We start from the raw sequence: 14,214 nt of genomic DNA on the forward strand, positions 1-14,214 counted from the left end.
AAATCTATTTGCATAATAATATCAAAATATTCTATTGCAATAATAACAAAAAATATATATATTGTTTCTTTATTAAAAAATTATTATAAGGATTATTTATGGAAAAGTTTTTCAAATTAAAGGAAAATGGCACTAATGTAAAAAACGAAATAATAGCTGGTATTACTACATTTATGACTATGGCTTATATATTGGCTGTAAATCCTAGCATACTTAGTGCTACTGGTATGGATAAAGGGGCTGTATTTACTGCTACAGTGGTATCTTCTATAGTTGCTACTTTAATTATGGGACTATTAGCTAATTTGCCTTTTGCTTTAGCTCCGGGTATGGGGCTTAATGCTTTCTTTGCTTATACTGTTGTACTTGGTATGGGATATAGCTGGCAAACTGCTTTAACTGCTGTTTTTATTGAAGGTATTATATTTTTAGTTTTAACTATTTTCAATGTAAGAGAGGCTATCGTAAACAGTATACCTCTTAATATGAAAAGAGCTATATCTGTCGGTATAGGTTTATTTATTGCATTCATTGGTCTTCAGAACTCTAAAATTATAGTTAATAATGATGCAACATTAATTTCATTAGGAGATATTACTTCAGGCTCTCCACTTCTTGCTATAATAGGTTTATTAATAACATCTTTACTTCTTGCCTACAATGTAAAAGGAGCTATATTAATTGGTATATTATTGACAACATTAATAGGAATACCTATGGGAATCACTCAGCTTTCTCCTTATGCAAGTTTTGCTCCTCCTTCTTTAGAGACTGTTGCTTTCAAATTAGATTTTGCTAATATACTTCATCCTAATATGTTTATAGTATTATTTACTTTCCTTTTTGTGGATATGTTTGATACAGTTGGTACATTGGTTGGTGTTTGTACAAAGGCTAATATGCTTACAAAAAATGGAGAAGTTCCTCGCTGTAAACAGGCTTTATTTGCAGATGCTGTAGGTACTATATTTGGTGCTTGTATGGGTACTTCTACTGTTACTACTTATGTTGAGAGTGCTTCTGGTGTTGCTGAGGGCGGAAAAACAGGACTTACTGCTGTTGTAGTAGCTATATTATTTACTATATCATTATTCTTATCACATATTTTCTTATCAATTCCTAGTGCTGCTACTGCTCCTGCTCTTATAATAGTTGGTTTATTTATGATGACTCCTATATTAGAAATTGACCTTACAGACTATACAGAAGCTATACCTTCTTTTGTTTGTATTATATTTATGCCTTTCGCTTATAGTATTGCTGAGGGAATAACTTTTGGTATATTGGCTTTTACTTTATTGAAATTATTAACAGGAAGAACAAAAGAGATTACATTATTTACTTGGATATTGTCAGCTCTCTTATTAATAAAGATTTTAATGCCTGTTATTTCTAAATTTTTAGCATAAAAATTATAATATAAAATATTACATTAAAAAAACAAAGGTCTTGAATTAATTTCAAGGCTTTTGTTTTTTAAAAAACTTAAAAATTTTTAAGTTTCTCAATTTTGTTTTTAAATTTTATTGTTTGCGGGGACTAGCCCCCGCACCCCCACTTCTTTTGCGACCGAAGGAAGTGCCGGCGACTGAAAGAAGTACCTTTAGGTAAGGCGTGACCCAAAGAAGCAAAAAGACTGCATTTTTTAACCTGAAATACAAGTATTATTTTATACTAATACATATTCTTAAGACATTATCGATAGTACTTGCGTTTTTTGCAACTTTTTGACGAAGTCCGCACCGCGAGAGCGACAAAAAAGTTGATAAAAAATTATTATTTCAAGCCACTACGGGCGAGTAGATTATTGTAAAAAACCTTTGCTCATATTGTAATAGATTAAAAGTTTTACCACTCTCGAATAACTCTTCACGCCATATATTTGATTGTTCGCTTTTAAATAGGTGTCATTTACTTTATGGCTTATATTAGATAACTGTCCTTTGTATTGATTCCAAAAATCATAATTGTATTTTATCTCTTCTTTTGTTTTTTCATTGAGATTTGAAATAAGCATAGCATAATTTTCATCTCTGTTAAGTTCTGATAAAACATACAAAAGTGCTTCAAATGCTCCTGAATATTGTATAAACAAATCGCTATGTTTTGAGCAAGCAAGATAAGCAATAAAATTAGCTTCATCTTCGTAGGCGATTCCTATTTTGTGTGCCATTTCATGAGCTATAGTATAGGCAATAGATGTATAAGGTATAAGAATGTTAACATTTGCCTCTGAAGTAAATGGAGAATATATTCCTGTTATTTGCAGTCTTAAAAAAAGTTTTGATATTTTTATTGGTTTTGTTTTTGAATAGTGCATTTCTAAATATGGAAACTCTTCAAAGACTTTATTATATTCGCTTTCCGCCATTCTATTTAGAGCTTGATAATTTGTATTGATTGCATAGTCATATTTCATTTTTGTTTGCAAATCATTTAAATCTTTTATTAAGAGCTCTGCTAATGAATATAGTTTGTTATATGATTCTTCATCTGTGATATTGTTGTTTTCAAAGAAGTATTTTTGATAATTATTGATAAGAGGAAATCTATAATAATTTAATCCCCATACAGACATAAAAACTATATATATAATAATTGCAATGCATACTACCCCATATAAAAAGTTAAATATTAATTTTAGCTTTTCTTGTCCAAATATTATTTTTTTTATAGAGAAAACAAAGAATAAAACAATTAATATTATAAAAATAAATAAAAGTATTTCAGCAATAGAAAAACTAAAGTTTGATGTTAATCTTCCAATACTTCCAGATATAACTTTATAAGCTTTTCTTGAATAAAAATTTTCTATAAATTTTGGCGATAAAGTGAGGAGTTTTAATACTACAGCTATAAATATTATACATATTAGAAAGGTTATTTTGTTTCTCATTTTTTTATTATAACCAAAATAATTTTATTTGTAAAGCTTAAAAAAATTGAATTATATATTTCTAAAAATTATTAAAACACTCTCGCCGTAAGTTTTTATTTCATAGTTATGTTCTTTTACTTTCTCTAAAAAGCTTTTATAATATTCAAGACCCATCTCCACAAATAAATATCCATCATCATTTAATAATTTTCTTTCAAATATATTTAAAAATACTTCATAATAAATTTTTGAATGATAAGGCGGGTCAAAGAATATTATATCAAAAGTATCATTTGTCCTTTTGACATAGTCGTCAGCTGATACTCTTTTTATTTTATATTGATTCTCTTCAAATATATTTTTTGCATTTGTAAATATGGTTTTAACAGCCTCTCTGTCTATTTCTATAAAAGCAGTAAACTTAGCCCCCCTGCTTAAAGCCTCAAACCCCACAGCACCGCTTCCAGCACAAAGGTCTAAAAAAGTTTTATTATTAGCATCTATTATATTAAATAAAGCCTCTCTCACTTTTCCCTGAGTAGGTCTAAAATCTCTCTTTGGTGTAATGATTTTTTTATTTTTTTTGTATCCAGATATTATATGCAATTTTTTATCCTCATTAAAAAATCAAATATATAATACTCTAATCTGAGCAAAAGCAGCATTAACATTCAAATAAAGTATTTTATCAGAAGTACCCATAACAAAGTTCATCTCCCCAAAACTCACACTATCTCCAGTAGGTATGGAAATACTGCCAAATGCACTTGAAGCTTTTATATGTATTTGTATATTTTGATTAATTAAAACAACAGTATCAGCAAATGCACAATTAACATTAACATTTTTATTTCTGTCGATTTGTATGTCTGATAAATCTATTGTAGAGCTTTTAAAATTAATATTATAATCTTCTGTTTTTTGTTTAGGCAATTTATCTCCAACATAATAAACACCTACTATGATATATATTCCAATGAATATAATAATCATTCCTATAATCATTCTAAATATAGGAGTGTATAGTATGAAAGGCATATTTATATTAAGAGCATATCTTATTAAAATATAAAGTCCTGTGACAATTATGGTAAGAGCTATTATAATTTTTGATGCATAAAAACCCTTCCCAAGTATTATTGCTACACCCCATGCGATAATCAATATAGACACAATTATAGTAAATACAGGTACATATGCTAATGCAGGTATATATATATGAAACACATACTGAAGAAGAATATATGAGCCGATAATTAAAACTAAAATTCCTATTATAGTTCTTGAAAAAATAAATTTCATAATAAGCCTTTTAATTAATTAGTTTGTATTCAATAATATTAAACAATATTTATTAAAAATCAAGTTATTGTATTGTAATAAAATTTAATTATTAAAATTATTTAAAAAATTATGTAAAGTAAATTTTTTAAATATCGATAATTATTATATAAATTAAGGGATGGTATTTTATGTTTAACTTATATGAAGAACTTACAAAAATCGAAATAATTCTTAACAAAGAAATAGAAGTCTACAAGGTGATATTAGAAGATGAAGAGAGAAAAGTAAACTCTATCATAGATACAAGACTTCAAGATGTTCACATGTACTGCGATCATCAAAATGAAAAAATGAAAGAAGCTAATGAATTAAGAAAATTAAGAGAGAATATTACAGATTTGATAATATTAAATAAATTCCCTCATCTTTCTCAAACAGCTACTTTGTCTGATATAATAAGAAAAATACCTCTAAATAAAACAGCTAAAATATCCTCACTTCGTTTGGAGCTTGTAACTTTAATGGCTAGATTAAAACATCTAAATAAATTAGCTCCGAAATTGTTTGATGAGGCATTGGATTTTTTTACAGATATGAAAGAAGTATTAAATGAAAGTAAAAAGGTAGGATATAACAATAAAGGAAAAGAACACTTAATTAATAAAAGATTATCTATATTAATAAATAAGCAAGTGTGAAAAATATAAAATAATATAAAAAGCTTCGTTTTTAAATACGAAGCTTTTTTAAATTTATTTAAATATTTTAATTAAAAAAAATTAGTTTTTAGAACATCTATCATTTATTTCTTTAACTAAATTATCTATTTTAGCATCGTCCATACCATGTCCTCTGCATCCTTCTTCAAGGCTCTCCCAACTTGCAACATGACATCCTACGCAATGAAGACCATAGCTCATCATAATCTCTACTGAATCTGGAAATATCTGTATAATTTCCCCTATACTCATAGTTTTATTTATCATAATTTTTCCTCTCTTATAATTTTTTAGTTTCTATATAATATATATAATATGATTTTTTGTCAAAAAGTAAAATGATAATTATCTATTATCATAACAGACTATTGGGTAGTATTCATTATAGTTTTTTATATATTTTCTTAAATAATTTAAATTAAACTCGCCTGTATTTTTTAGAGTTTCTTTTTCAATACCAGCAAGTTTTTTTACCATATAATTATTTCCAAGCTTATTATAAACACGTTTAAAAGTCATAATGAAAGATAAACTATTATGATATGTAATATCCTCATCAAAAATAGAAGCCGCCTTCTCTAAACTAAAACCTTTTTTGCAAGTAAGAGCAAAATAAGCATACAATAATAAAACATAATCATGACAATTTTCGTTATGGTTGTCTACAGCATCTTTTATTAATTCTAATGCCAAAGCCTCATTTTTGTTTACACCTATTCCATTATAATAACAATGAGCCAATGCCGCTTTAGAGCAAGATGAATGATAATTATTCATTTTTGCCATTTCATTAGATTTATAATATATTTCAAAAGCTCTATCTTCATTTTTCTCTATACCTCTTCCTAATTCATATGCCCTCCCCAAAATAATATGAGAAGGCTCAAATGTGCTGTATAAATCAATAGAAGATTTAGCCATTCCTATTGCTAGTTCAGGCGATGGGGTTATAATATTTCCATAAAATAACTCTTTTGAATATATATAATAAGCAAAAAAGTCATTCATATTTATTGCCATTTCTAAATATTTAATGCCTTCATAATAATATTTTTGAGGTATGTTGTATATCATCACTTTTGCTATTTTTCTATATATTATTGCTTTGTTTAGTTCGTTGCTATTTAATGATATTTTTAAGTTCTGTATTATAGTTTCATAGTCATGAGATTTTGTTTCTATTAGAGAGAAAGCATATACATATCTTAAATGATACATATCTTCATTAGAATAATCTTTATCATTATCTAAACTATTCAATACTTCCTTTGCCGCTAATGCTGATTCTTTATAATTTTTTAATTTATAATAAGAAAATGTTTTATATATTAAGGCTCTAGTATCTTTTATTTTGTTTAAATGTTTAATAAGCTTTTTGTAGTCTTCATCTGTTTTGGCATTATAATAACAAAACTCCAATATATCATTATAAAACCATTCATTAAAATCATCATTTTTTTTTAATATATCATCAAATTCTAATTTAGCATTATCAATCTCACCAATATAAGCATATAAATTACCCCTATAATATTTATATCTCATATATTTTTTATCAAGAGAAAAATTTTTTATTATTTTATCTAATAAAAAAAATGCTTCATCGAGATGTTTTTTTTCTGTATAAGATTCACCGCTTACAATATAATCATGCAAAGCTTCAGCTTTCCCTAATAAAGCAGCCAATTTATATTTATTTTCAGTTTCAAGCAATATTTCATAATTTTTTATAGCATTCAAATAATCTTCTTTACTAAAATACCATTCAGCCCTTTCATAAATAGCATTATAATTTTTATCATTAAGCTCTATAGCTCTATTTAAAAAAAGCAAAGCATCATAATAAAACTCACTATCAACCCCCTGTTTAGCTAATGCAATAGCCTTTAAAAAATAAGCTTCATCATAAAAAGGAAAATCTTTTATAAGTTCATTAGCCTCATAATCTGACTTAATTAATATATTTAAATTATAATAGCAAAGCCCCCTTTCAAACCTCGCAACCTTAGACTCTTCAATATCAACTCTCTCAATAAAATCATCATAATACCCAATAGCCTGATGAAAATCTGAAGCATTCTCTCCATTGTTTAAATAGCTATTAGCAAGTATAATCAAAGCATCATAAGCATTTTTATCTTTTTCAAATAAAATCTGAGCATATTCTCTTTCTTTATATATATTGCCTATATCTCTATTTAAATACATTAATCCCCTATAAGCATCAATTATATTAGGGTCAATTTCTATAGAATGAAGAAGGTCGTACTCTATATTTGAATATATTAAAGAGAGATTTGCATTTGAATAATCGTATTTGTTTTTTTGTAAATCTATAAATCTAAACTTACCCCTCATATAAAAAGCTTTTGCATTATCAGGGTTTTTATATATTAATAAATTCAATTCTTCTATGGCTCTTTCATAATCACCATCATTAATATATTTATTAATATCTTCTAAAAAGTCCATAAGAATATAATTCCAGTTTTTTATAATATTAAAATTATAATATTAAACGAATTACAAATCTGTATAGCATAGTAATTAGAGGAGGTACAACCATTTGAAGTATAAGCAAAAATACTAAAGGAGATAAATCTATTACTCCTATTATAAGTTTATCTCTAAAATTTCCGAAAACTTTATCTATAACTCCGTCTGTAATTCTATAAAAGAAATTAACTATAGGATTATAATAATCTAAATGTATAGCCCCAAAAGCAGTAAGCCAGCTAATGATAATCCATATAAACCATATGAAAGAATAAAGCCTCAAAGCCTGCATTATAAGAACATATATAAAATTAATAATTTGTATTAACATAAACCCTCATTATTATTTATTTGATATTGCTTAAAGCCTCATCAATATCTTTGGCTGTATTTACTATAGTGAGAAATCTTGTAGCTTCAAATACACTTGTTAATTTACTGCTTAAAGAACAAAAATAAACCTTTCCGCCTTTTTCACCGGATACTCTTAAAGCAGAAGCTATTAACCCTAAAGCAGAAGAACATATATAATCTATATTATGAAAATCAAATACGAAATTTAATATACCAGCATCTTTTATGTAATTAAGTTTTTCTTCTAATATATCGACATTTTCAGATATAATATTTTTTTCTATATTAATAATAGCAGTTTTCCCATCTATAACAGTACTAACCATTCTTTTAACTCCTTATAAGATTTATAATTTTTTAATATTTTTATTTTTTTTAAATATATCTGAAAAATGATTTTCAAATTCATTTTTTACATCATCTAAACTAGAAATTTTGATCATATCATTTAATTTAAAATCCCATTTGTATCCTTTTCCTGTTTTCTTTTCAGCCCTATTATGCAATTTATCAAATGGTATATCATCCTTTTTTACAAATTTTATATATAAATCATTTGGAGTAACACCCAAAAACATAATACCATAATAATCTCCATATTTTTCAATACCCTCATTTTGAAATTTTTTATTTACATCAATAGAAGATGTTTTTATTTCAAATTGGAATCCATTAAATTTTAAATCCCACTCTCCTTGATCTCCATCTTTATATTCTATAACTATTCTCCTATTATAAATAGTATATAATACATTAGCAAAAAAACGTTCTCCAAAACTTCCTCTCTTATCTATTTGTAAATATCTGTACCTCATATATTTACTATTTGGATTACTCCATTCACCAAGAGCTTCATTTGATAGAATATCTAAAATTTCAATTGCTATATCATCTAATTTATTATTATTTATCATAATAACCTCTGCTTATTATTTCATCTTCAATTATATCTAGTCTTAAATTTTTTGCTGAATTAGTAGATAAAAAAGCTACATCATCCCAGTTTATTTTATTAAAAAATAAATTCATTAATTTTTTTTTATATTTATAAAAAATTATACCATATCCTCTTTTATTTGGAAGATCATCAAATTTAGTATATGCTCTCATTCCAGAAAAACAAGTAGATGGTAAATATACATCACATTTTCCTATCATATTTTTATTCCTTGTACTACTTGGAGTTCCGCCATCTGATAATGAAAAAATTTTCATTATACTTTTACATTCTTTTAATTGCTTATTAATAATTTTATCTGTATTTACTTTTACCCATATCTGAAATATAGTAGCAACATTTACTTCTTTACCATTTGGATACTCAAATGAATTAAGGGGTAATTTTTCTGTATATGCTAATTTATATCCTTTTACTCTTTTCATAGGAACACCTTTTCCACTGCTATTAAATAATGGTGGTAAAATAAAAGCAACAACATCAGCGAAGCTATAAGAATGATTTATAAATCTAAGTGCTAAATTTCCTCTTAAACCAAATGGAGGATTACCTATAACAATGTATTTATTTTTTATTTTAGGAAAAAAATCTAAATAATTAATTTTTATTATTTCATTTTTTAGTTTTCCTTTTGGCTCTAAATCTATACCAATTCTTCTATTTTTAGGTAATATTTCATAAAAACTGCAACAACCTGCACTTGGTTCTATAAAATAATAATTTTCATAATTTATATCAATTTCTTTTAAAACTTCTAAAGTTTTATTATAACAATATAAAGAAGTTTTTTTTGTAGTATAAAATTGACATTTATTTCTATAATCAGAATCAAAATTATATTTATAATTTAAAATTCTATTTAAATCTTCTAAGTAATTATTTGGGACTTTTTTATTTAAAATCCATCTTTTTATAGTACCTGTATGAACGTATAATTCTTCTGATAAATCTTTGATAGATTTTATTTCTAAAACTTCTTCAAATATAACATAAGAATTAATCAAAACTATCTCTCCTTAAATAAAACATAAAACTATTTATACCATTCAATTAATATAGGACAATGGTCGCTTCCAAGAACATCAGTTAAAATATCAGCCCTTTTAATATTATTTGATATTTCATTATTAACAAAGAAATAATCTATTCTCCAGCCTACATTCTTCTCTCTAGAACGAGTCTTCATATCCCACCAACTATAATGTCCGCCTTCTTTTACAAACATTCTAAAAGTATCAGTAAAACCGCTATTTAAAAATTTTGTTATGCATTCGCGTTCTATAGGCAAAAAACCAATGCTCTTCTCATTTTCTTTAGGTCTAGCCAAATCTATAGCCTCGTGAGCAATATTCATATCTCCGCATAATATTACATTAGTTTTTTCTTTTAATTTTATCATATGTTTAGTCATTTCATCATAAAAAGAGAGTTTATAATTAAAATGTTCTTCAGATTTACCGCCGTTAGGAAAATAAACATTAAATATAGTAAAGTCATCAAACTCTAAAGCAAGTATTCTTCCTTCTCTGTCTGTAAATTTAGAACCAAACTTATTTTTTATTTCTTTGTTTGGTTTTAATTTAGTATATATAGCAACACCGCTGTAACCTTTTTTTATTTCAGGGTCAGCAGGATTAATAAATAATTGATAGCCTTCTATGTTCCTTAAATCTTCAGGAAGCTGTTCTTCAAAAGCCTTAGTCTCTTGCAAACATATTATATCGGCATCTTCTTTTTTTATAAAATCCACTAAACCTTTTTTGTATGCTGCTCTTATACCGTTAACATTCCAAGAAATTATTTTTAATTTGCTCATATATTACCTTTAATAAATTAGTTAACATTATACTAGTAATTTTATTATTTGTCAAAATCAATAGTTTAGTTTAACTATTTGTCGATAATATAAAGTGTTTTAAGTTTAATTTTTTATTGAAAATAAGATTATTTTTTATAATTTTTAAGTGTAGTATAAAATAAAAATTATCCTTTCAAAAAAAAGTATTTTAGGTTATAATTGATAAAAAGGGATTATTGTGAATATTATATTTATTATATTTGTTATCATTATATTTTTAATATTTATTTCTATGTTTGGAATACTATTTTTTGTATCGGGTATAGGAAAAATAGTTGATATTATATCTTCTATAGTATTTAGAAACCATGAGGATTGCCCTTTTTGTAATACTAAAAATTCTATGAGGATAATAAAGACATATAACGGATATAAAAAGATATGTAATAAGTGTAAGTTTTCTATAGAAGTAGAAGATAAAGAAGAAAGGAAATAGAGACATTTGCGAGGGGAGGGAATCGAACCCTCATGCCTAGGGCGCTAGATCCTAAGTCTAGTGCGTCTGCCAGTTCCGCCACCCTCGCTTTTGTATCGTTAATTATACATTAAAAAAATATTTTTTGCAAGAAGTGTTTTATGGCTAAAATCAAAAATTTTACAAACAAAATCAAGAGTTTTTTTCAAAAAGAAATTTATTCTATTGATACATCAAATGTAAAACCTGTTTATAGATTTTTTATAAATTTATATAGAGTAATAACCTTTGCAATAACAGACTTCTTCAAAGATGACTGTACTATAAGAGCAGCTTCTCTCACCTATCTTGTTACTCTTTCTTTTATACCTGCATTAATAGTTGGTTTGTTTGTGCTTAGAATATTTAATATTTATCAGAATATATTTATTTTAATATTTGATTGGATGGAGAAAAATGCTCCTTTCTATGAACCTATGGTAAGGCAAATTTTAAATATTGCTGATAATACAGATTTAGCGAGTTTTGGTATTATAGGAGTAATATCTACTTTAGTAAGTGCTAGTTTAATACTTCATAATATTCAAAAATCGCTTATTAAAATTTGGCGTGTAAAAATTAGAACTTCTATACCGAGAGTTGCTGTAAACTATATTGCTCTTTTAATATTGATTCCTGTTTCTATTGGTATATCTTTTACTTTAATTACTTATTCTTCTATAGCTTTATATTATTTGCCTGCTATTTTAAGAATATTAATATCTTGGGTGACTCCTGTTATTGCTATGAGTTTGCTTGTATTATTTTCTTATGTATTAGTGCCGCAAACTAAGGTTAATTGGTCTAATGCTTTAATATCTTCTGTGTTTGTGGCTATTGCTATTATTACTTTATTTAGTGTATATTTTAAATTAAACATTAACGTGAAAAATTATAAACAGATATTTGACAGCGATAAATATAAAACAGAATATATTGTAAGAGAAGTAAACCTATTAAATAATAAAAATGAATTATCAGATATAAAATTAGATAGAATAAGTTATAGAATAATAGAAGATGAAGGCACGGGAATATCTGCTGCTACATATGAAAGGGAAGTAATATCTAGTAATGCTTTATTTTTTACAAACTTTGCTCCTAATATATATGAACAGGTGAGAAAATATAATTTTCAATTAGATGATATAGTAACTATTACAAGTGAGAACTCTCTTCTAACAAGTATAGAACCTGCAGAGTTATCTTCAGCAAGTGCTTTTGCTCAAATACCGGTACTTTTACTTTTACTTTATATTGTATGGATAATTATTTTATTTGGTGCAGAGTTAACTCATTCGCTTCAATATTTTAGGTCATATGGAGTGGATGTAACAAACATAAAATTATCTTTTGCAGAAAAAGAGATGATAGCTTTAGAGTTTATGCATATTATAGCTTATAGATTTATGAATAATAAAAAATGCATGTCCATGTATGATTTAGCAAGGGATTTGAGAGTGGCTCCTTCTGTATTAAACGATATAACAGATTCTTTGGAACAGGCTAAATATATAGTAAAAATAGTAGAAGGCACTACAACTTCATACACATTAGCATGCCCTCCTGAACATATAACAATTGGAAATATATTATATAAACTTAGAATGACAGGCGGTTTTAGAGCTAAACATTTTAACCGTAATGATAAATACAAAAACATTATATATCAAAATAAAGCAATATCTGCTAAAGATTATAATACAACACTTTTAGCTTTAGTTGAAAATAAAAAGAAATTTATATAAAAATGTTTTGTTAATATTTCAATTTTTATTAAAAAAATTAGTTATTTATACTATTATTATTTCATAATATAAAAATATTTTAATAAATAATAATATTCTATTTAACATAATAAAAAATAATTAAGTATTTTAGTATTATACCGAAAAAATAAGATAGTATAATATAAAAATAGGGGGAAGAATGTTTAAATACACTATAGAAAGTTCTAAAAATATTAATGGAACCGTAAAGATTTCTGGTTCTAAAAATGCATCACTTCCTCTTTTGGTAGCTTCAATACTTACAGATGAACCTGTAACACTTCATAATGTACCAGATTTGGTTGATGTGCAGGTATTAATAAATATATTAGATCCATTGGGAAAGAAAGTTGATTTTAAAAACAACACTACTGTAATAATATCACAAAACGGTAAAAGCGATGAAGCTCCATATAAACTAGTAAAAAAAATGAGAGGTTCTATTATAGTACTTGGTCCTCTTCTAGCAAAACGCAAACACTGTAAAGTTTCCTACCCCGGCGGCTGTGCTTTTGGTCCAAGACCTATAGATTTGCACCTGAAAGGAATGGAAGCATTAGGGGCTAAGATTGATATCACCGCCGGTTATATAGATGCCACTGTAAAAGACAATTTAATAGGTGCAGATATAAATTTATCTGGTAAAAATGGTCCCACTGTTTTAGGTACAGATAATGTTATGATGGCTGCTACTTTGGCTAAAGGTAAAACAATTATAAGAAATGCTGCAAGAGAGCCGGAATGTACAAACCTAGCAGAGTTTTTAAAAGCTATGGGGGCAAAAATTGAAGGAATAGGAACTTCTACCCTCACAATAGAAGGCGTTGATTATTTAAAAGGTGTAGAGTTTGAAGTAATACCAGATAGAATAGAGACAGGTACTTTTTTGGCAATGGCTGCTGCAGGCAGAGGCAAACTAAAATTAGAAAACACTAATCCAGAGCATTTAACTTATGTATTAGATTTACTCTCTTCTATAGGCTGCGATATAAAAACAACTAAATCGACAATAGAAATAGATGTATCAAATAAAGAATTAAAGCCTTTTGAAATAGAAACACTTCCATATCCTGGCTTTCCAACAGATTTGCAGGCAATATTTACAACCTTAGCATGTACAATAAAAGGTTCAAGCAAGATAAAAGAAACTATTTACCCAGACAGATTTAGTAATGTACCAGAATTAATTCGTATGGGTGCTAATATAGAATTATATGAACCTAGCATTGTTGTAAATGGAGGCGGCAAACTTTCTGGTGCTGATGTACAGGCTAGTGATTTGCGTGCCGGTGCTGCATTGGTTATTGCAGGTGCTGTGGCAGAGGGTGTTACAGACCTCCACAGAATATACCATATAGAAAGAGGCTATGAAGACTTTGTAAACAAATTAAACAAAATTAATATAAAAACAACAAAAGAAAATGATGATATATTATAAAAAAGG

At 26.6% G+C, this 14,214-nt stretch carries 15 protein-coding genes and 1 tRNA gene; 5 read left to right on the top strand and 11 right to left on the bottom strand.

What is annotated here, in order from left to right; all coding sequences use genetic code 11:
• Window positions 1-98 precede the first annotated feature (98 nt).
• Entirely contained in the window at window positions 99-1,409 is a 1,311-nt protein-coding gene (locus tag EPJ72_RS08980; RefSeq protein ID WP_147731834.1) for an NCS2 family permease, read from the top strand.
• 395 nt (window positions 1,410-1,804) lie between these two features.
• Here the strand turns inward: EPJ72_RS08980 and EPJ72_RS08985 are convergent, their stop codons facing one another.
• Genes EPJ72_RS08985 through EPJ72_RS08995 form a run of 3 tightly spaced genes read right to left on the bottom strand, consistent with a single transcriptional unit; the run spans window position 1,805 to window position 4,180 of the window.
• Entirely contained in the window at window positions 1,805-2,896 is a 1,092-nt protein-coding gene (locus tag EPJ72_RS08985; protein ID WP_147731835.1) for a DUF3810 domain-containing protein, read from the bottom strand.
• A 51-nt stretch (window positions 2,897-2,947) separates the two neighbouring features.
• Window positions 2,948-3,484 carry a 16S rRNA (guanine(966)-N(2))-methyltransferase RsmD gene (gene rsmD / locus EPJ72_RS08990; RefSeq protein ID WP_147731836.1) on the bottom strand — a complete coding sequence of 179 codons (537 nt, stop codon included), beginning with the start codon at window positions 3,482-3,484 and terminating at the stop codon, window positions 2,948-2,950.
• A 21-nt stretch (window positions 3,485-3,505) separates the two neighbouring features.
• Complete coding sequence (locus EPJ72_RS08995; RefSeq protein ID WP_147731837.1) at window positions 3,506-4,180, bottom strand: hypothetical protein; 675 nt, start codon at window positions 4,178-4,180, stop codon at window positions 3,506-3,508.
• 170 nt (window positions 4,181-4,350) lie between these two features.
• Here EPJ72_RS08995 and flgN point away from each other — a divergent pair, with 170 nt between their 5' ends.
• The gene (gene flgN, locus EPJ72_RS09000) at window positions 4,351-4,860 is read left to right on the top strand and encodes a flagellar export chaperone FlgN (protein ID WP_147731838.1); all 510 of its coding nucleotides are present in this window, start codon (window positions 4,351-4,353) and stop codon (window positions 4,858-4,860) included.
• Between the two features lie 81 nt (window positions 4,861-4,941).
• On the opposite strand, the gene EPJ72_RS09005 is transcribed toward flgN, so the two are convergent.
• From EPJ72_RS09005 to xth, 7 genes are all read right to left on the bottom strand, one after another.
• A complete protein-coding gene (locus EPJ72_RS09005; protein WP_147731839.1) occupies window positions 4,942-5,148 on the bottom strand; it encodes a DUF1858 domain-containing protein in 207 nt (68 codons plus the stop codon).
• A gap of 78 nt (window positions 5,149-5,226) precedes the next feature.
• On the bottom strand, window positions 5,227-7,353 hold the full coding sequence (locus EPJ72_RS09010; protein ID WP_147731840.1) for a hypothetical protein: 2,127 nt from the start codon (window positions 7,351-7,353) through the stop codon (window positions 5,227-5,229).
• A 34-nt stretch (window positions 7,354-7,387) separates the two neighbouring features.
• On the bottom strand, window positions 7,388-7,708 hold the full coding sequence (locus tag EPJ72_RS09015; RefSeq protein WP_147731841.1) for a YggT family protein: 321 nt from the start codon (window positions 7,706-7,708) through the stop codon (window positions 7,388-7,390).
• Window positions 7,709-7,724: 16 nt separating this feature from the next.
• Window positions 7,725-8,057 carry an STAS domain-containing protein gene (locus tag EPJ72_RS09020; RefSeq protein WP_147731842.1) on the bottom strand — a complete coding sequence of 111 codons (333 nt, stop codon included), beginning with the start codon at window positions 8,055-8,057 and terminating at the stop codon, window positions 7,725-7,727.
• Window positions 8,058-8,078: 21 nt separating this feature from the next.
• The gene (locus EPJ72_RS09025; protein WP_199749280.1) at window positions 8,079-8,645 is read right to left on the bottom strand and encodes a hypothetical protein; all 567 of its coding nucleotides are present in this window, start codon (window positions 8,643-8,645) and stop codon (window positions 8,079-8,081) included.
• The gene (locus tag EPJ72_RS09030; RefSeq protein ID WP_199749281.1) at window positions 8,635-9,693 is read right to left on the bottom strand and encodes a hypothetical protein; all 1,059 of its coding nucleotides are present in this window, start codon (window positions 9,691-9,693) and stop codon (window positions 8,635-8,637) included. The genes EPJ72_RS09025 and EPJ72_RS09030 overlap by 11 nt, the downstream gene beginning before the upstream one ends.
• 29 nt (window positions 9,694-9,722) lie before the next feature.
• Window positions 9,723-10,505 carry an exodeoxyribonuclease III gene (xth, locus tag EPJ72_RS09035; protein ID WP_147731843.1) on the bottom strand — a complete coding sequence of 261 codons (783 nt, stop codon included), beginning with the start codon at window positions 10,503-10,505 and terminating at the stop codon, window positions 9,723-9,725.
• A 220-nt stretch (window positions 10,506-10,725) separates the two neighbouring features.
• Here xth and EPJ72_RS09040 point away from each other — a divergent pair, with 220 nt between their 5' ends.
• Entirely contained in the window at window positions 10,726-10,983 is a 258-nt protein-coding gene (locus EPJ72_RS09040) for a hypothetical protein (protein WP_147731844.1), read from the top strand.
• A gap of 7 nt (window positions 10,984-10,990) precedes the next feature.
• Here the strand turns inward: EPJ72_RS09040 and EPJ72_RS09045 are convergent.
• Window positions 10,991-11,071: transfer RNA gene (locus tag EPJ72_RS09045), tRNA-Leu, on the bottom strand.
• Between the two features lie 52 nt (window positions 11,072-11,123).
• Here EPJ72_RS09045 and EPJ72_RS09050 point away from each other — a divergent pair.
• Together EPJ72_RS09050 and murA are read left to right on the top strand one after the other, a co-directional pair.
• Window positions 11,124-12,749, top strand: a complete 1,626-nt coding sequence (locus EPJ72_RS09050) for a YihY/virulence factor BrkB family protein (RefSeq protein ID WP_147731845.1) — start codon at window positions 11,124-11,126, stop codon at window positions 12,747-12,749.
• 181 nt (window positions 12,750-12,930) lie between these two features.
• A complete protein-coding gene (gene murA / locus EPJ72_RS09055) occupies window positions 12,931-14,208 on the top strand; it encodes a UDP-N-acetylglucosamine 1-carboxyvinyltransferase (RefSeq protein ID WP_147731846.1) in 1,278 nt (425 codons plus the stop codon).
• The last annotated feature ends 6 nt before the right edge of the window (window positions 14,209-14,214 follow it).

This window comes from Brachyspira pilosicoli (assembly GCF_008016535.1).
Taxonomy (GTDB): domain Bacteria; phylum Spirochaetota; class Brachyspiria; order Brachyspirales; family Brachyspiraceae; genus Brachyspira; species Brachyspira pilosicoli_A.

Bases quoted from the DNA above. Each gene is read 5' to 3' on its own strand.
- EPJ72_RS08980 (WP_147731834.1), top strand. From the start codon at position 99: ATGGAAAAGTTTTTCAAATTAAAGGAAAATGGCACTAATGTAAAAAAC.
- EPJ72_RS08985 (WP_147731835.1), bottom strand. From the start codon at position 2,896: ATGAGAAACAAAATAACCTTTCTAATATGTATAATATTTATAGCTGTA.
- EPJ72_RS08995 (WP_147731837.1), bottom strand. From the start codon at position 4,180: ATGAAATTTATTTTTTCAAGAACTATAATAGGAATTTTAGTTTTAATT.
- flgN (WP_147731838.1), top strand. From the start codon at position 4,351: ATGTTTAACTTATATGAAGAACTTACAAAAATCGAAATAATTCTTAAC.
- EPJ72_RS09005 (WP_147731839.1), bottom strand. From the start codon at position 5,148: ATGATAAATAAAACTATGAGTATAGGGGAAATTATACAGATATTTCCA.
- EPJ72_RS09010 (WP_147731840.1), bottom strand. From the start codon at position 7,353: ATGGACTTTTTAGAAGATATTAATAAATATATTAATGATGGTGATTAT.
- EPJ72_RS09015 (WP_147731841.1), bottom strand. From the start codon at position 7,708: ATGTTAATACAAATTATTAATTTTATATATGTTCTTATAATGCAGGCT.
- EPJ72_RS09020 (WP_147731842.1), bottom strand. From the start codon at position 8,057: ATGGTTAGTACTGTTATAGATGGGAAAACTGCTATTATTAATATAGAA.
- EPJ72_RS09025 (WP_199749280.1), bottom strand. From the start codon at position 8,645: ATGATAAATAATAATAAATTAGATGATATAGCAATTGAAATTTTAGAT.
- xth (WP_147731843.1), bottom strand. From the start codon at position 10,505: ATGAGCAAATTAAAAATAATTTCTTGGAATGTTAACGGTATAAGAGCA.
- EPJ72_RS09050 (WP_147731845.1), top strand. From the start codon at position 11,124: ATGGCTAAAATCAAAAATTTTACAAACAAAATCAAGAGTTTTTTTCAA.
- murA (WP_147731846.1), top strand. From the start codon at position 12,931: ATGTTTAAATACACTATAGAAAGTTCTAAAAATATTAATGGAACCGTA.